At 33.2% G+C, this 19,669-nt stretch carries 9 protein-coding genes; 8 read left to right on the top strand and 1 reads right to left on the bottom strand.

Annotation, left to right across the window (positions count from 1 at the left end; genetic code table 11):
• Nucleotide 1: 1 nt before the first annotated feature.
• Nucleotides 2–3,076 carry an efflux RND transporter permease subunit gene (locus tag PQO00_RS13035; protein ID WP_274185288.1) on the top strand — a complete coding sequence of 1,025 codons (3,075 nt, stop codon included), beginning with the start codon at nucleotides 2–4 and terminating at the stop codon, nucleotides 3,074–3,076.
• 1,566 nt (nucleotides 3,077–4,642) lie between these two features.
• Here PQO00_RS13035 and PQO00_RS13030 read toward each other — a convergent pair.
• Nucleotides 4,643–5,215: an RNA polymerase sigma factor gene (locus PQO00_RS13030; RefSeq protein WP_274185287.1), complete on the bottom strand. Its 573-nt coding sequence runs from the start codon at nucleotides 5,213–5,215 to the stop codon at nucleotides 4,643–4,645.
• Nucleotides 5,216–5,338: 123 nt separating this feature from the next.
• On the opposite strand from PQO00_RS13030, the gene PQO00_RS13025 reads away from it, so the two are divergent.
• The 7 genes from PQO00_RS13025 (at nucleotide 5,339) to PQO00_RS12995 (ending at nucleotide 19,207) form a co-directional block, all read left to right on the top strand.
• Nucleotides 5,339–6,481 carry a FecR family protein gene (locus tag PQO00_RS13025; RefSeq protein WP_274185286.1) on the top strand — a complete coding sequence of 381 codons (1,143 nt, stop codon included), beginning with the start codon at nucleotides 5,339–5,341 and terminating at the stop codon, nucleotides 6,479–6,481.
• A gap of 326 nt (nucleotides 6,482–6,807) precedes the next feature.
• Nucleotides 6,808–10,470 (top strand): SusC/RagA family TonB-linked outer membrane protein, encoded by a 3,663-nt coding sequence (locus PQO00_RS13020; protein ID WP_274185285.1) that lies wholly within the window; start codon nucleotides 6,808–6,810, stop codon nucleotides 10,468–10,470.
• A gap of 11 nt (nucleotides 10,471–10,481) precedes the next feature.
• The gene (locus tag PQO00_RS13015) at nucleotides 10,482–11,921 is read left to right on the top strand and encodes a RagB/SusD family nutrient uptake outer membrane protein (protein ID WP_274185284.1); all 1,440 of its coding nucleotides are present in this window, start codon (nucleotides 10,482–10,484) and stop codon (nucleotides 11,919–11,921) included.
• A gap of 63 nt (nucleotides 11,922–11,984) precedes the next feature.
• Complete coding sequence (locus PQO00_RS13010; protein ID WP_274185283.1) at nucleotides 11,985–13,037, top strand: thioredoxin family protein; 1,053 nt, start codon at nucleotides 11,985–11,987, stop codon at nucleotides 13,035–13,037.
• A gap of 214 nt (nucleotides 13,038–13,251) precedes the next feature.
• Entirely contained in the window at nucleotides 13,252–14,391 is a 1,140-nt protein-coding gene (locus PQO00_RS13005; protein ID WP_274185282.1) for a TlpA disulfide reductase family protein, read from the top strand.
• Nucleotides 14,392–14,682: 291 nt separating this feature from the next.
• Entirely contained in the window at nucleotides 14,683–16,335 is a 1,653-nt protein-coding gene (locus PQO00_RS13000) for a S8 family serine peptidase (RefSeq protein WP_274185281.1), read from the top strand.
• A gap of 88 nt (nucleotides 16,336–16,423) precedes the next feature.
• On the top strand, nucleotides 16,424–19,207 hold the full coding sequence (locus tag PQO00_RS12995) for a pitrilysin family protein (RefSeq protein WP_274185280.1): 2,784 nt from the start codon (nucleotides 16,424–16,426) through the stop codon (nucleotides 19,205–19,207).
• Nucleotides 19,208–19,669: the final 462 nt, after the last annotated feature.

The raw sequence follows: 19,669 nt of genomic DNA, 5'->3' as shown, positions 1-19,669 counted from the left end.
AATGAATCTTACAGGGCTAATATTTAAAAATAATAGGATTACTATACTATCGCTTTTTATCATTTTGATACTGGGGTTAGTAGAATATCAAAACCTATCAAGGGATAGTATGCCACCATTTACAGTGCGTACAGCATCCATCGTTACTCAATTTCCTGGAGCTACCCCAGAACGTGTGGAGGCTTTGGTAACAGATAAAATTGAAAAAGCGCTTCAGGAAATACCTGAGGTAGAAACCATTGAAAGTACAAACAGAACAGGGCTATCTATAATAAAAATTAAATTACTGGGTCATGTAGATGAAAACGAAATTCAAGATATATGGGATTTATCCAGAAGAAAAATAGAGAACATTCAAAATGATCTGCCCAGAGGAATCTATGGGCCAAATCTGAACGATGAAGATATAGGTGAAGTTTATGGGATTTTTGTAGCAATCCAAGCTGATAATTTTGACTATTCTGAAATCCAAAAACAAGCAGATAAATTAAGAAATAGGCTTATTGCATTAGATGATGCGGCCAAAGTTGTTATAGGTGGTGAAACGGAAGAACGGGTTTTCATAGATTATGAAGATGCTACACTAACCAAATTGGGGGTCTCTGCCAGTAAAATTGAACGTACTATTTCGCAAAGTAATATTATTATTCCCTCAGGTGAAATAACTATGGGCAAAGAGCAAATTACTGTCGAGACATCAGGAAGTTTCGAATCGGTAGAAGCTTTAAAAAACCTATTGGTACCTGTTCGAAACAATGAATTGGTATCACTAGGAGAAATTGCAACCGTAAAAAGAGCATATCAATCTCCTAGAAAAACTATGGTACGGGTAAATGGAGAAGAATCATTAGCCCTGTATATATCGCTTAAGGAAAATTCAAACATTATAAATCTAGGTAAGGACATTGATAGGGTATTGGTGGAATTTAATAAAGAGTTGCCTCTTGGATTACATGCCTTGAGAATAGCTTCTCAGGATATTGATGTACAGCAAAAAACATCAACCTTCGTCGTAAATCTTGTACAAAGTGTTGTTATAGTGCTTTTAGTAGTGCTTTTGGTGTTGGGCTGGAGAGCAGGAATCGTAATTGCCAGTATTATACCGTGTACCATCATTATGGCATTTTGGATAATGAGCTTGTTCAATGTAGGGTTAAATCAAGTAACCTTGGCATCATTGATTATGGCATTAGGTCTTTTGGTCGATAATGGAATCGTAATGACCGAATCCCTTATAGAAAAATTAGAAGAAGGACAAACAAAATTTGAGGCAGCGGTAAACTCGTGTAAAGAGTTTATGGTGCCCTTGCTTATTTCATCACTTACCACTTGCGCTGCTTTCATGTCTTTTTATTTGGCACAGTCGGTTATGGGCGAAATAATGGGTAATATATTTAAGGTAATTACCATAACCCTTTTGACATCTTGGTTTATAGCCTTCACTATAATACCGCTTTTAGGAAGTGTTTTGCTTAAAGTAAAAAAACGTGAATCCGAACACAAGACTATTTTTGACAATTTAAGAGGTTACTATAACACATTTCTAAATAAAACATTAGCCAAACCAATAAGGGTATTGGTTGGTATAACTATACTATTTGTATTTGCAATCTATGGCTTTACAAAAGTCCCCGGAATCTTTATGCCACCTAGTGACCGTCAACTCGTAACTTTAGAATTAGAGCTACCTCTTGGGACAAAAATCGAAGAAACAGATGCGCAAATAGCAAAAATCGAAACATATATAAAAGACAGCTTATTTGTTAAAAACAATGCCAAACTAGGTGTTGAAAGCTGGTCCTCTTATATTGGTAGGGGACCAAAATCTTATGATTTGGGATATTCACAAGACCAACCCAACTCATCTTATGCGTATATGCTAATAAACACCAATTCTGGTGATGCGAATCAAATAGTTATAAATAAGCTGGATAAGTTTGCCAAAGATAATCTGCTTAATGCGAATGTAAAGATAAAAAGGCTTACAGGTGCAGGTGCTTCAGATGTACCCATTGAAGTACGTGTTTTTGGTGATGACCCAGAAGAGTTATTCCTGATATCCGATCAAATAAAAAAGAAGCTTACACAAACCAAGGGTACAAAAAATGTCAGTGACAATTGGGGCCCAAAAATCAAAAAAGTATTCATTGACGTTGACGAAGGTAAATTGGGCAGAGCAGGACTAACAAACCAAGATGTTGCGCTATCACTAAATACGGCACTTTCTGGTTATAGTGTGGGAGAATATAGAGAAAATGAAGACAACATTCCCATAGTTTTACAGAATAATAATAAGGATACCATAACCTATGACATGTTAGAGACTTTGGGTGTTTATTCTCAAATAACTGGGCAAAGTGTACCTCTTACACAAGTTGCGGATATTTCTTTAGAATGGGTATTTGCAAAGATTTTGAGGAGAGATTTAAAACGTTCCATAAACATAGAGTCTCAAATAAGCGAAAATGTGGTTTCTTCTGAGATAATTAAAGAACTGGAGCCTTGGCTAAAGGAACAAAGCAAAACATGGAAACCTGGTTATACCTTTGAGTTGGGAGGTGACGCAGAGAGTGGAAATGATGCCATGGGAGCAGTAGCTGAAAAATTACCGCTTTCGTTTATCATTATTATATTACTTCTTGTATTACAGTTTAATTCATTTCGTAAGGTAATAATAATTCTTTCAACTATTCCACTGGCTGCTATTGGTGTATCATCTGGGCTTTTGGTAACGGATTCATTTTTTAGCTTCACTGCATTTTTGGGTATCATCTCATTAGCGGGAATTATTATAAACGATGCCATTGTATTAATAGACAAAATGGATTCAGAATTAGCCTCTGGCAAACCATTCGAAGAGGGCATTAAAAAAGCGGCAAATGATAGATTTAGCCCAATTTTGCTTACTACCCTTACCACATCTTGCGGTATGATTCCATTGTGGACTGGTGGTGGCGAACTCTGGTCACCTATGGCAATAAGTGTAATATTCGGGTTGCTTTTTGCTACCATAATATTACTCATTTTCATACCGGTTGTTTACAAAGTACTGTTTAAAAAGAAATATGCAGCATAAAAGACAAAGTAATGTCTCAAGAAGATCTTGCCGAAGCATTGGGGATCTCTCGATATATAGCTAAATCAATATAAAATAACATGAACCTTCAGAGTAAAAACCGAATATCTTCGTTAAAAATACTCGCCGTAACTAAGCTCAATGTCATTAAGTTAAGGAAATTTGTTCTTTATTTGTCACATTGATTGTACTTCGTCTGCCTGCCCGTCCAGCAGCTACGGAGTACCCACAAATCATGATCCTCTGTCGCAGCCACAGATAAAAAGAACTCGCCCTATGTCCCTTGCTTTCTGTATAGGTTTGCCGTACCAGTCTCGCAGACCGCTTTTTATAGAGCGCTCAGGTCTCTCTGCTAGCTGTTGGAAAAATACCATAGGGCTGTCCCCGACCTTTCGGAAGGATAGGGCACAAAAGCTTCGAGGAACAGGAGCATTGGCGTTGGCTATGGCGATGGGGCGACGCGAAGTTTTGTGCCCGGTTCTTCTCTGGCGACAGCATGAGAAGAAATCCCTCTCGAAAGGGCGTCTTTTCTTTTGTTACTTTTCTTTGGACGAGCAAAGAAAAGTAAGTAAAAAAGGAAATAAGCTTTTGTTCTTTATATTGAAAAAAAATGTGGGTACACCGTAGGTCCGGCAGGCGGGCGCTCAGCATAAACTAAAGTCGAAATGCTAATAAAAACTAGAACTCCAATAGGTCTTCGACTTTAGCCTGTCTTGAGCGGAGACGAAAGGCTCAGACTGACATTACGACCTTAACTTAATGACATTGAACTAGGCTATGCATATGTTTTTTATCACATCTAAAGAAAATATAATTCAAATTTATTACCAATCATTTTGAAGTTTATTTGGTATAAAAAGAAATATGCAGCATAAAAGACAAAGTAATGTCTCAAGAAGATCTTGCCGAAGCATTGGGGATCTCTCGATATATAGCTAAATCAATATAAAATAACATGAACCTTCAGAGTAAAAACCGAATATCTTCGTTAAAAATACTCGCCGTAACTAAGCTATGCCTGCGCTTTTTATCTTGAACTTCAATTTTTTATTTCTAAATATTCTATGCCATTTTATATCGACTTAGCTATACCATTCAAAAATTTGAGAATGGAAAAAACGCAACATTAGATACGGTGTTGAAAATCGCTAATCATTTTGACTTGTTGGAATCCCTCTATAAATCATTAAAGGATTTATACCAATTATGAATTAAAATACGCAATTCAAACACATTCATTAATTCGTTTTATCACTTTACTCGTCATTTCCATAACTTAGGCTATGCAAATAACTCGCAGCAGGCAAAAACAAATAAGCAATATCGTTTTCTGTAGCTCATTTTAATTCATAATTGGTATTAGAAGGCGCTAATCATTTAAATTCGTTGTATTGGTATGGAAAATAATATCATAGAAGCCATATTATTTGGTCAAGAGATAGGGAAATTGGGTTATGATGTAGATAAGAGAGCTTCCTAATATCAAATACATTTTTAAGAATGTTAATATGGGATTTTTTAATGCCCATTACCATTATTAAATATTCTATTGTAGGTTTACGATGCCTACTTTGTAAAAGTATAGTCCTGTATAAGAAAGAAAATAACCCCATCCCTTTTAAATTCTTTTCGTATCCGTTTAAAAGCGATTTGCATTTGGGCTTCCACTGTTTTTACAGAGATTTCCAATTTGTCGGCAATTGACTTGTAATCATAACCTTCCATTTTACTCAATAATAATATTTCCTTACAACGTGGAGGTAAACTATCTATAGAACTACTGAGTTTATCCATGATAGTTTCCTTTTGTTGATAACTCTGTTCTATTTTTGGCTGTAGCGCTTCATAGGTTAGACGATCAATAAGGAGGGTGTCCCTTTTGTCTTTTCTAGTGGCTTCAATAAATTCATTATAGGCATAGCTGTATAAATAAGACTTTAAAGACCGTTTAATGTTCAAAGTCGTTCGGCGTTCCCATAAGTTTAAAAAAATATTCTGGACAATATCTTCAGCTTCATCCATTTTTTTGGTGTATTGAAGAAGGTAGATACATAATGGGTGATAATATTGGTCGAAGAGTTGCTGTAAGGCAGTTCTGTCGCCTTTTTTTATACGTTCCCAAATCCCAAGAGTCCCCATATATGTATATATAATGTTAAAACTGTTATTTGTGGTAAAGTTTACAAAAAAATAATTAATTGTTTAGGGGTTTTTAAAAAAAAATCGTCACATAAGAGAACACAGAAAAATAAATGTTTAATTGTGAAAAAAATAATTCTTAAATATCTCATTGGTAATATTTCAAACAAGGAATTAGAGAGCTTAATCTTGTGGCTTCAAAAATCGAAGAATCAGGATGTCTTTAAACAGATTGTTAGAGAGAATTACAATTTGGATATTAAATTGAGATCGATTGATTCCAATACAGGTTGGCTTAAAGTAAAGCCAAAATTAAAAGATAAGAGCGGTCTTTTTTTTAGTCGAACAATTAAATACGCAGCTGCTGCTTGCCTAATTGGTATTCTGGTAACAGGATATGTTTTTAAGGATAATTTATTTAGTACTCCCCAAAGCAAGACCCCAATCATCGTAAACAATAATATTGAGCACGGAACAGATAAAGCCATTTTAACTTTAGACACAGGAGAAATCATAACACTGGAAAAAGATAGGGCCTATCAAATCCCTAATGCAACCAGTAACGGTAAAGAAATAGTGTATGGAGAAGGAGAAAAGCAAGATAAACAAGTCGTTTACAATACGCTTACTGTTCCTCGTGGCGGGCAATTCAAAATTACTATTGCCGATGGTACCCAAGTATGGCTCAATTCTGAATCTCAAATAAAGTACCCTGTTAGTTTTACCGAAGGAGAAACCCGTCAAGTAGAACTGGTATATGGTGAGGCCTATTTTGATGTGGTATCAAGTGCAGAATATAAAGGTTCAGATTTTAAAGTGTACAATAATAATCAAGAAATTAAAGTATTAGGTACCGAGTTTAACATTAAGGCATATAAAGACGAATCCTATATTTATACCACCTTGGTAGAGGGAAAAATTACTATTAATACCGTAAATCAAAATCAAATTTTAATACCAAATCAACAAGCAATATTAAACACAAAAGATGATGGTTTATTGGTGCAAACAGTTAATGCCACTACTGAAACATTATGGAGGCAAGGTATTTTTAGTTTTAGAGGAAAACCGCTTGGTGATATTATGAAGGTTATTTCACGTTGGTATGATGTAAATGTTGTTTTTGAAGATAAAAACATGAAAGATTTCATTTTTGTAGGGGTTTTAAACAAGGATCAAAACATAGTAGACCTAATGGATGCCGTAAGGAACTCAAGTTTTATAAGTACCTATATGATAGATGGGAAAACGATTATTATAAAGTAGGGAGATAGAAAATACAAGGGTATAAGGTGAAAAAATGCAGAGCTAAGTGATAGAAAACAAAGTTTTAGGGAAAATAACATAAGAATAAGCCACGAAAGGAAACTTTTAAAAGGGAAGTGGCCCAACTAAAAAAAACTAATTTAAAACCAAAACGCGTATGAAAATAAATAACTAAAAATGAAGCTTCTCTCAGCTAAAAAGCTTCAGGAGATATAGAAAAAATTAAGGAGGACATTAGTTTCGACCGGCAAAGTACAAGACTATAAAATCCCCCTTATGTAAATGCTAATCAATTAAAAAGTTTAACTAACTAACAATGTAAATTTATGAAAATTAAATCAACGAACACGTATTTCCCCTCAGGAAAACGTTTATTAATGCTTATGGTAAAAACATTTATTTTTTGTTTTTGTATGTCTGTATTTAGCTTAGTGCCTAGCGACGTATTGTCACAAAACATTAAAATAAAAATAGACAAAGATAAAACCTTAACAGTTGATGAAGTGTTTTACCTTATAATGGATCAAACAGACTACAAATTTATCTATCAAAAAAGCATCTTTGAAGACTTTCCAAATGTAGAATTAAAAAAAGGGACCATTAGTGCAGGTAGGCTGTTACAGTTGAGTATTGCCAACAAAGACCTAAGTGTTGTACTAACCTTGGACAACACCATCCTCATTAAAAACAAAAACAACCTACAGCAAATTGATATTACTGGTAAAGTAATAGATAAAAACGGTTTGGGAATTCCAGGTGTTACAGTATTAATAAAAGGGACAAACAAAGGTGTCGCTACAGATATTGAAGGTAATTATGCAATTACGGTATCTTCTTCATATAATATTTTAGTGTTTTCATCTTTAGGATTTAAAATCCAAGAAGTTTTAGTAGAAGACCAAAAAAGTATTAATGTAACTTTAGAAGAAAATTTTTCGGAATTAGAAGCTGTAGAATTAGTATCTACAGGGTATCAAACCATCTCAAAAGAAAGAAGTACAGGCTCATTTTCTAAACCGAATATGGGTGTAATTCAAAACCGTACAAATAGTATGGATATTACGCAGCGTTTAGAGGGACTCGTTCCTGGACTTTCTTTAGATAATAGTCCCGGACAAGCTTTAGATCCAATATTGATTAGAGGATTATCTAGTGTAAGTCTTTCTAGTACGCCTTTGTTTGTTGTGGATGGGATTCCAATAGAAGATGTAGGAACGAATCAATTTGGACTTCCACGATCTGGAATTATAAATATTAACCCTCAAGATATAGAAGATATTACTGTTTTAAGAGATGCTACTGCAGCTTCTATATGGGGTGCTAGAGCAGCCAATGGAGTAATTGTTATTAATACAAAAAAAGGAAATACTTCTGGAGAGGTTCAAATACAGTATGACACTTTTCTTACTATGCAAGGTACTCCCGATATGAGTTATTTTGATGTACTTAATAGTAAAGATTTTATTCAAATTGCTGAAGATATTTTTGACCCGGTACGCAATACTTATAACAGTGTTACTTCTTTTGGCACTACTGGAAATGGAATACCACCTCATGAAAGAATTTTATATGATCAAGATCGTGGTGTAATTAACAATGCAACTGCAAGAAGAAAGTTAGATAGTTTAGCATCTATAGACAATAGAAGTCAAATAGAAAAATTATGGTACCGCCCATCTATACTTAATACACATACACTTTCTGTATCAGCAGGTAAAAAGGCATACTCTTTTTATGGTTCAGGAAATTACACAAACACCCAAAGTAATAGACCTGGAGAGAAAAATAACAGGTATAAATTAAACTTAAGACAAAACTTTGAATTAGGTAAAAGAGTAAAAGTAGATTTAATAACAGATATTACTTATCAAGACACTTATAGTCCAAATAATATCGGTATAGATAGTCGTTATATACCATATCAGCTTTTTAGAGATGCAAATGGTAATAATATAGAAATGTCTCATATGACAGAACTTAATGATGATGTAAGAGCAGATTTTGAAAATCAAAGTGGGCTTGATTTAGGTTATACGCCACTAAATGAGGTTGATTACGAATACAGTAAAAATAAAACCAAAAACTTTAGAAATATTTTAGGACTTGATGTAGATATTTTTGATGGTTTATCATTTGTAGGTAGATATGGCTATAGTACAAATTCTGTTGATACAGAGAACTTTGAAGATCATTCCACAATACGTGCAAGACTTGAAGCTTTAGAATATGCCGTTGTTAGTTCTCCAGGAGCTACGCCACAATTTGTAGTTCCGATTACAGGAGGTATTAAAGAAACAAATAGTGTAAATGGTGAAACATGGACCATACGAAACCAATTATCATATTCAAAAAATTGGAATGATAGAATGCATCAGGTAAATGTAATTGCGGGTCAAGAGGCAAGAGAACAATTTTCTTATTCTAGAAGAAGTCGCGTAAGAGGTTTTGATGACAGACTTCAAACGTATGCTGATATAGACTACTCTAGCTATGCAAACACGCCATTAGGGAGTAGTGTATTGGGTAATGTTATTAAACCTAACCTTTTCGCAAATTATCCTGGATATGGGAACTTGAGTAATCTTGGTACCCTTGTGAGTGAAAGAGAAGTTGGAAGTAGCGAAACAACTACCAGGTTTACTTCTTATTATGCAAATGCGGCATATACTTTTAATCAAAAATATTCAATTAGTGGAAGTTTTAGAAATGACCAAAGTAATTTATTCGGTTTAGATAAATCTGCCCAAAATAAACCAGCATGGAGTGTTGGAGCAAAATGGGATGTTGGAAAAGAAAATTTTATACAAAACGATTGGTTAAATAACTTATCTTTAAGAGCTACGTATGGTATTTCAGGAAATTCACCAAACCCTGGTTCTGCTGCTTCATTTGATATATTAGCTGCAACAACCAGTAACTTTTTTCCAGGAAGAACAGGGCTACTTATTACTACACCTGGTAATAGAAAACTTAGTTGGGAGAGTACTGCTACCACAAATTTCGGTATTGATTTTTGGTTATTTGGACGAATTTATGGAGCTATAGATTACTATAATAGGAAGACTACTGATCTTTTGGGAGCAATTCCAACAAATGGATTTACAGGTTATAATACAGTAACCGGAAATTTAGGAGATCTTGAAAACAATGGTATTGAATTAAGTTTAAATACTAAAAATATAGAGTCTAAAGATTTTTCTTGGAGCTCTTCACTAAATGGCGCTTATAATAAAAACACTATTACAGATCTTAAGCTATTATTTCCACCTACTTCAGGTAACGATCTTGTAAATAATATGTATGTTACGGGTTATTCTGCTTACGCTGTATTCGCTTATGATTATGCAGGGCTTGATGCTAATGGTGATCCACAAGTAAGATTAGCAGATGGTACAGTTTCTACAGACCCAAACATTACTGAGATAGAAGATATAAAATATATGGGAACATCACAGCCTAAATGGACTGGAGGTTTGGGCAATACTTTTACCTACAAAAATCTTTCTTTAAACGTGAATACTATTTTTAATTTAGGTCATGTATTAAGACGTGATGTAAATCAATTTTATTCAGGAACTAGAATTGGTACTGGTAACAGTTTTATTTCTGGTAACATTCATTCAGATTTTTTAAATAGATGGCAACAATCTGGAGACGAGGCATTCACAGATATACCTAGACATGTAGATGTAGAAACTTCTGGTGCAAGAAACAACAACTATTATATATATGGGAGTAACAATGTAATAAGTGGTTCTTTTATTAAAATAAGAGATATTAATCTTATTTATAATTTGCCTTCTGATATATTTAAAAATAGTGGCATAGATCAGATTACATTAAGAGGTCAGGTCTCTAATATATTATTATGGACAAAAAATGATTATGGCATTGACCCAGAATACCATCAAGGAGTTGGTTCAAATGCGGGACTTAGAAGTGTCCCTCAAGGAAAATCAGTCACATTAGGTTTAAATGTAAAATTTTAAAAAGAGATCTTATGAAACTTATAAATAAAATAAAATACAACAATCTATTAATATTTTGCTTCAGCATTTTTGTGCTAAATTCCTGCTCAGATGATTTTCTTGAAATTGTCCCGAAAGGAAGGCTTATAGCTGAAAATACAGAAGATTATGATAAAATCTTTTTCAATACAAATTTTGTTAATTTGAGAAGTGCAAATGTTCAAGTATTGATGGGAGATGAAGTTGCAGCAGTAAACCCTTATTTTGAAAGTGCAAGTGATTTTGTACAAAGAGCATTTAAATGGGAAGATGTTCTTTATGATGCAGACGAGCTTTCCAATGAACTTTTGATGCCAATGGAACAACTTTATCTTTATAATAAAATTATAAACGAAGTTCCTGAATCAAAAGGCGGCACCGAACAACAAAAACTTGAGTTACAAGCAGAAGCTTTAGCAGGTAGAGCTTGGACTTATTTTTTGCTAATAAATTATTATGGCTTACCATATAATGAAGCTACTTCTGCTACCGATTTAGGATTTCCTATTATCACAGAAGCAGATTTGGTTAGAACAGATTTCCCAAGAGCTACTGTAAAAGAAATATATGATCTTATTGTAAAAGATTTAACAACAGCTATTCCTAATTTACCTGTAGAAACAGGTTTTAGGATAAGAATGTGTCGTGATGCCGCAAAAATTACACTGGGAAAAGTATATCTTTATATGCACAAGGATGCAGAAGCGCTTCCTTTATTGAATGAATCGCTAGCTAATGTAAAGTCGGGCAGTTTAGGAATTGATGTTGGCTTATACGATTATAATACTGGTTATTCTTCCCCGCCTGTTACCACAGAAAATTTTGAAAACATATATTCAAAACAGATATCAAATCCTTGGGTTAACAGAGCTAATGAAATAGTAATAACTCCAGAAACAGCTGCATTATATAATAATAACGACAAGCGTATTGAATTTCAATATGCACCTAACACATACGCTGGAGATCCTTATTTAACACCAGGGATTTTGAAAAGAACTATAGGAAGCTTCCAAAACACTCAAATAGGAGTAAGAACACCAGACTTGTATTTATTAAATGCAGAAGCAAAGTGCAGACTTAATGATTTACCTGGAGCCGTTGCTGTATTAGAAGATTTTAGAAGTTATAGAATGCCGCCAGCAGATGCCATAGTGCCAGCTCCTATAGCAGGCAATCAAACAGCTTTATTAGAGTTTATCTTTGAAGAGCGAATTCGCGAATTTGCAGTATTTGGAGAACGCTGGTTTGATTTGAGAAGACTTACTGTAGATCCTCTTATTCCTGTGAATGTAGAAAGTGTTACCCACACTGTTTATGATAATTCGGATGGATCAGTAACAAATACTTTTCAGCTTACTAAAAATCGTTTAGTGATTAGGTTTCCAGAAACAATTATAGTTGCGAACCCAGATTTAGAGAACAACGATTAACTTATTATAATTAACAGGGTAATGAAACTTAAAAATTAAATTACCCTGTTTAAAAAACATAAAATGAAAAAAGTATTGTTTTTAATAGTTTTTCTATGTGATATAATGACTATAGTAGGGCAAGGCATTGATTTTGAGGATATAAATATAAATCAAGCTATTACTAAAGCCAAAGAAGAAAATAAATATATTTTTATCGATTTTTATACCAATTGGTGTGGGCCCTGTAAACTCATGGATAGAGATGTCTTTCCTTTAGAAGAACTAGGAACTTATTTTAATTCCAAATTTATAAATCTAAAAATAAATGCAGAAAAAGGAGAAGAAGGTCCAAAATTAGCTGAAAAATATAATGTAAAGGCTTATCCTACTTTTGTAATATTAGATAAAAACGGCAATATGGTACACATATTTGCTGGAGGTATCCTTGATGGAAAAAAATTCATAAATAAGGTTGATGAATCATTTAATCCAGAAATAGCTTTTGGTGCTTTAAAAGAACGTTATGATTCTGGTGAAAGAAATAAAAAGCTGCAGTCTGCGTATATACAAACATTAATTAATACGCATACTATAAAAGTAGATTCTTTTGTTGATGAATTTTATAATAACCTTCACCAAGAAGAGAAAATAAGTAACGAAGCTTTATTTGTTTTTGAAATGTTTGCTCCACTAGATTCAGATAGATTTAAATTTTTAGAAAATAACCGCAATAAATTTAGAAAGGTTGTAGGCACTAAAAAAACAGATTCAATTTTACTGGGTAAATACGAGTCTTACTTCATAAAGATTGTAAAAGGTTATTATCAAGATACTTCTATTTCAGAGTTAGATAAAGTAAGGAAACATGTAGAATCTTTAGGGTTGTCAAACTTAAAAACGTTACCTGTATTTGATCTAGGAGCAAGGTTAAAGCTAACAAAAGAAGGAAAAGAAAGTTTTCTTCAAGAGGTCCAAAATACAATTCCTAATTTGACCGATAGGGAAAAAGATTTAATGCTATTTTATATAGTTCCAGGTCTAAAAAAGATTTTGACACAAAAAGAAAAAGAAAATTTAATAGCTCTTGTTAGTGATGATACCACTAAAGGATATATAAGCAGAAGCGTTAATTAGTATGTGTTTAATTTTTCATTAAAACAATTCAAAATTTAAATCAAACTAAATATTATATAAAAAATTAAGTTGGGCAACATTCAAAAATGAATGATATCGCAAATAATTTTGAAATAAGGTACTAAACCTCAATTAAGTAAACTTTAGTCTAATAATATAAATTGGTTTCACGTGTTTAAACATAAACAGACCATTTCTTAAAAAACAAAACTCAATGAAAAAAATAATTTTTATAGCGTTCTCTTTACTTTTATTGGGAGCTTGCAAAAACAAAGAAAAAGGTCAATTAAAAGAAGATGGTTACGTGATAAATGGTGAAATGGAATCATTAGAACCAGAATCAATAGCAGTTCTTTCTTATAAACAGAATGATTCTACAGTTACGGACACCTCATTAATAGAAGATGGAAAATTTACTTTTACGGGAAAATTAATGCATCCAGCAAACGCAACAATAAGTGTTCGTCATGGAAAAACATTCCCTAAAAAATATCAAGAAAGAGATGTGTATAATTTTTTTATTGATAACTCTGCAATGCAAATATCTGCGGTTAATTTAATTAAAGAAGCTAATTTAAAAGGATCTGTGCTTACAGATGAATCTATTGAAATTGAAAATCAAATATCACCTTTAACAGATGAGATCCAAGCACTTTTTAAAAGAATGGATGGGAGAAATAAAGAAGAAAAATTAATTACTTACGATACTATACAGGTTTTTGTAGATAGTATTAGAGCGGTGGCACATCAATTTATAATTTCCCATCCTAATTCTTACGTAGCCTTACAAAGGTTTTCACGTCATAGAATGCCAAAGAATTTCGATCCTATAAAAGCAGATGAAGAATTTAATGAGTTGTTTGATAAAAATTTAAGACAGACACCTATAGGAAAATCCATTGCCAAAAAAATCGCGATAGCAAAAAAATCTCAAATAGGTATAGAAGCAATTGATTTTACACAGACTACAATTAATGGTGAAGAATTTAAATTGAGTTCTTTAAGAGGAAAATATGTACTTGTTGATTTTTGGGCAGCTTGGTGTAAACCTTGTAGGGCAGAAAACCCTTTTGTAGTAAAGGCTTACAATAAATATAAAGATCAAAATTTTGAAATTGTGGGCGTATCTTTAGATGCAGATAAAGCGTCTTGGGAAAAAGCCATTGAAAAAGATGGTCTTCCTTGGATTCATGTAAGCGATCTTAAATATTGGAAAAATGAAGTGGCACTTCAGTATGGTGTAAACTCTGTGCCTGCAAATTATCTTATTAGCCCAGAAGGAATAATTGTAGCCAAAAACTTGAGAGGCGAAGCACTTGCCCAAAAGCTTTCAGAAATATTTGATAAAAGTTAATTTTCTTAAATACTAGTATAAACTACCTTTTTTTGCAAATATATAAATGAACTCATCTTGACTTTATGTGTTTTACCGAAAATGAGATAATATTTGTCCAGATGAGGCACTTTTTGAAAGGCATAGCATCGCTACGGATAAGAAAAATAACGAAATATGGGTGAATATTAGCCATTTTTTAGGAAATAGAAAAAGTCAAGATGAGTTCAATGCTAAGATTATCCTGTATGGTGGATATTCTAAGCTTCTTTTACTCCTAATTTAACAAAAATAACATATAAAATATGACACATGAAAAAAATAATTTTTCCACTATTATGTATTTTATTTTCATCCATAACTTTTTCGCAAAAGTCTAATAATTTAGCTACCAACGAACTTATCATTAAGTTTAAACCTAACCCAAAGCATCACTTCAAAAATGTATTAAGTGAGCAAAAGTTTAATCATAAATCTTTAGATTTTTTAAATGAAAAACTAAAAGTTGAAACAATTAAACTCACAGGTAACAAGAAAAAAGCAGATACTTATATTTTAACTTTTACAGCACAACAAGATTTAGATAGTTTAATTAAAATATATCAAAACATAGAACAAATTGAGTATGTAGAGCCAAATTTTATTGGTCATGCTGGAGGGAAACGAGGTGTATTACCAACAATTCCTAATGATAATTATTTCTCAAGACAATATGGGTTGTATAATGATGGCACATTTAACGCGTCAGCGGTAAATGACGCAGATATAGATATGGAACTTGGATGGGATATAGAACAAGGAGATTCCAATATTATTGTTGCTGTTTTAGATGGTGGTGCAAAACTAGATCACCCAGAATTTAATGGGAGAATTTGGACAAATCAAAAAGAAGTTTTAAACGGAATTGATGATGATAACAATGGTTATATTGACGATATAAATGGATGGGATTTTGCAAACAATGATAATAATGCTATTGATGATGATGGACATGGGACAAATGTTGCTGGTATTATAGGAGCTAATGCCAATAATAATATTGGGTATGTAGGGGTAGATTGGAATTGTAAGTTGATGATATGTAAGATTCTAGATGAGAATAGTTCAGGCTATTACTCTTGGTGGGTTGATGCTATATATTACGCAGTTGATAATGGGGCAAAGGTAATTAACATGTCTGTAGGTGGGGCTGGTTTTTCTACTAGCATGCAAATGGCTGTTAATTATGCAAATGCTAATGGAGTAACAATAGTAGCTTGTATGATGAATACAAATAATAATGTCACTTATTACCCTGCTGGTTATGAGAAAACCATAGCTGTTGGTTCCACAGATCCTAATGATCAACGTTCTTCTCCATTTTTTTGGAATGATAATAGTGGTAGTAACTACGGAGGCCATATTGATGTAGTTGCTCCAGGAAACTTTATTTACGGATTAAATTATGTAAATGATACAAATTATAACTCTTACTGGGGAGGAACTTCTCAAGCAACACCTTTAGTTACTGGATTAAGTTCTTTATTGTTAGCCAAAAATCCTAATCTATCACCTGATGATATTAGAAATATTATCAGAAATACAGCCGAAGATCAAGTAGGAAAAGTATCAGAAGATATTTTGGGCTTTGATAATTATTACGGTTATGGTAGAATAAATGCTTATCAAGCTTTAAATAGTTCTTTGCTAGGTGTTGATGATTTTGAAGATGTAAGTAAAAGCATATCCATATCTCCTAATCCAATAAGAGCTGGTAATCTTTTAAAAATTTCAAACGTACTCGATGGAGAAAATACGATAAGTATTTATAATATGTTGGGGCAAAAGTTATTAAGCGAGCAAATTATTACTAAAAACTCAAAACATACTACACAACTTCCAGAATTAAAATCTGGAACTTATTTATTGAAAATAAAAAATGTAGCCAAAAATAGATTAACAATCAAAAAAATGGTCGTACAATAATCAAAAAATATTGAGAATGATTCTTATTTATATGTCTGAAAAAGCATTAATGGATTAGAATACAGCAAATAAAAATAAAATAGTATAAATGAAAAATAAGATTTATATAACTTTTCTATTCCTATTTAGTATCTATATTACAAATAGCCAAGAGGTAAGTACTTTCAAACCAGCAAAAGTAACATCGGGAAAGCTTGTAAATGGGATGCATTATTACATTATGCATAATGAGGATCCCAAAGATCGCGCATGCTTTTATTTTGCACAAAATGTAGGCGCTATACAAGAAGAAAGTAGTCAGCGTGGTCTGGCTCATTTCCTGGAGCATATGGCCTTTAATGGAACAGCACATTTTAAAGATAAAAAAATGTTGGAATACCTTGAGAAAAACGGCTTAAAATTTGGCAATGATATCAATGCTTTTACCGTATATGATGAAACCGTGTATAACATAAAAAATGTTCCCGTACATAACGAGCGGTTTTTAGATTCGGTGTTGCTCATACTTCATGATTGGTCTGGAAGTTTAACACTAGACAATAAGGAGATAGATAATGAGCGTGGTGTTGTAAGAGAAGAATGGCGTACCCGTTACAATCCAAAAATTCGTACCACCGATACTATAAAGAATCAAGGTTTATTGGTAGGATCAAAATATGCTAGAAGATCTCCCATTGGTACCATGGACGTTATCGACAATTTCAAGTATAAAGAATTAAGGGACTATTACGAAAAATGGTACAGACCCGATTTACAAGCCGTTATTGTGGTTGGGGATATAGATGTAAAAAAAATGGAACAAAAGATAAAAACAATCTTTTCCAATATCCCTCTTCGTAAGAACCTACCAGAGCGTATCTCCTATAACGTCCCATTGGGAAATGATGTTATTTACTTAAATGTAACCGATAAAGAACTTGGTGCACCAGAAATAGAATATTATATAAAACACGCCGTAGATCATAATCTGTCAGAAAAAGAAGTACTGGAAAATAGCATAAAACAAAGGATGCTCAGTACGATATTCAGTCAGCGTTTGCAAGAAATAGTCCAATGGCCATCCAGTCCAGTGCTTTCTATACACTTTGGTTTTGAGAATATTGTAAGACCACTGGACGTGCTAAAAATAACCATGCAGCCTAAAAGAGATAGTCTATTGCCGGCCTTGCAATTTGCACTCACAGAATTTAGAAGACTCATGTTGTATGGTGCTACTCCAAGTGAATTTAATCGTGTAAAATCGTCCATGGAACGAAATCTTAACAGACCTAACAGTACGGGGCGTAGTAGTATTTATAATGCCATTAAACTGTATGAAGCCTTTTTTAAAAACCACCAGCTTCAGGATTATGCTTGGGAGCAACGCTTTGAATTAGCTTATTTAAAAACATTAACAAACAACGATTTACTTGACTACCTCCATGCTTATAGTACCACAAAAGATCATGTCATAGCCATTAAAGGAACAGATGCTGTTCAATACCCTACAGAAGCAGAGGTCTTAGAGGTCTTAGAAACAGCAAGACAAGTTAGACCAGAACCCTATAAAGCAATAACGCTTGATGAAAAATTAATGGATTTAGATCTACCTGGAGCTCAGGTCGTGCATGAAGAAAAATTAAAAGGAGGTAAAACGGTAAGGTATACCTTGTCCAATGGTGCCCGTATAAGCCTATTCGCAGGTATCAGGAAAAATAACGATGTTTACTTTAATGCGTTTAGTCCAGGAGGTAAATCCTTATTAGATGAAACCTTGCTGCCCAATGCACTGTATGCTACCGTATTTACTTCAGCATCTGGATTGGGCAACTTAAATAAAATAGCTTTAAACGCGTCTGGAGAAGTTGTTCCCGTTGAAGTGAAGATAGGCGATTTTGAAGAATCGTTGTCAGGTTACAGTAATCTAAATAACATCGAAAAATTGTTTAAGGGTATTTACCTCACATTTACAGCCCCCAGATTTGATGATCAGGCTTTTAACATTACAAAGCAAAACTTAGAAAACTTACACGATGTTATAAAAGGCAGCGTGCAAAGTGATTTAGCCGATTCCTTACAATTAGCACGAAGCAATTACAGTCGTAGAGAAACACTATTTAATAAGCAGCTTATAGATAGTCTATCCATGCAATCCATAAAAACTATTTATACGAACCGTATAAAAAATGCATCCGATTTCGATTTCGTATTCATGGGAGATATCAAAACCGAACAGTTTTTAGAACTGGCAAAAAAATATATAGGAAGCATTCCAGGGAACCATACCAAAGAAAAAGCAATAGACCACAATATGAAACCACGGCCAGGTATTCATAAAGTACACCTCTCACGTAAAATGCAAACCCCACAAGGAACTGTAAACATAAGCTTTACAGGCAAATTAAAATACAGCAACAAAAACAAACTGCTTATTACTATTGTAGAGCAATTACTAACTAAACGCTATCTAGAAAAAATACGAGAAGAAGAAGGTGGCACCTATGGTGTACGGGTTAAAGGAAGCCTACAGTACATGCCACAACCTAGTTTTTTCCTAACCATTAGTTTCAACTGCAACCCAGAAAAAACAGACAGGCTAGTAGCCATTGTTTACCAAGAGCTCAAAAAGCTTTCAAAGGAAATAGATACAGCAGAACTCCATGAGATAAAAAGTAGCTTAAAGAAAGAGATTGAAGAAAAGAAAGGATATAACAAAAAGTTTTTTGATGAGGTGATAGATGGTTTAAAAAACAATATCCCATTATTGACAGACGAAGAAAAAACAGCAGAAATAGAAGCTATTATAGAAGATGATATAAAAAAACTTGTATTAAAAATCAATAAGAATTCTAGAGTAGTTGAAGGGATCCTATATCCCCTAAATAATAAATAAAAATTTTGCTAAATCTTGCAAGAATTAATTTTAACATTAATCGAAAAGAGGATGATATGTTTGAAACACTAATAATAAATGCGATGCCCCCTAAAATGGAATTTATCCCAAATAGTTTATAATTCCGTTATATTAAATAGAAAAATCAATAATATTAAAATTAGCATAATATATCTAAGTCGCTAGGCATAGCCTAGTTACGGTGAGTATTTATAACGAATAAAATCGGTTTTTACTCTGAAGGATCATGTTATTTTATATTGATTTGGCTAGGCACATTCAGAAAACACGAAAGCCCTTGTGAAAACGAGGGTTTTGTTGTATATTGATGTATAAATAAACCCCGAAAAAGGCCAAAAAGGCACAAAAACGGGGTTTTTATCTTCGATAATTATGAAAGTACAAAGAATTTCTGACTTACAGGGTCGTCTTTCTCTTTTTTCCCCTTCAGGAAGATTACGA

Origin of the sequence: Flavivirga sp. 57AJ16, assembly GCF_028736925.1 — a bacterium.
GTDB lineage: Bacteria > Bacteroidota > Bacteroidia > Flavobacteriales > Flavobacteriaceae > Flavivirga.
This window is presented reverse-complemented; position numbering and strand designations above follow the sequence as displayed.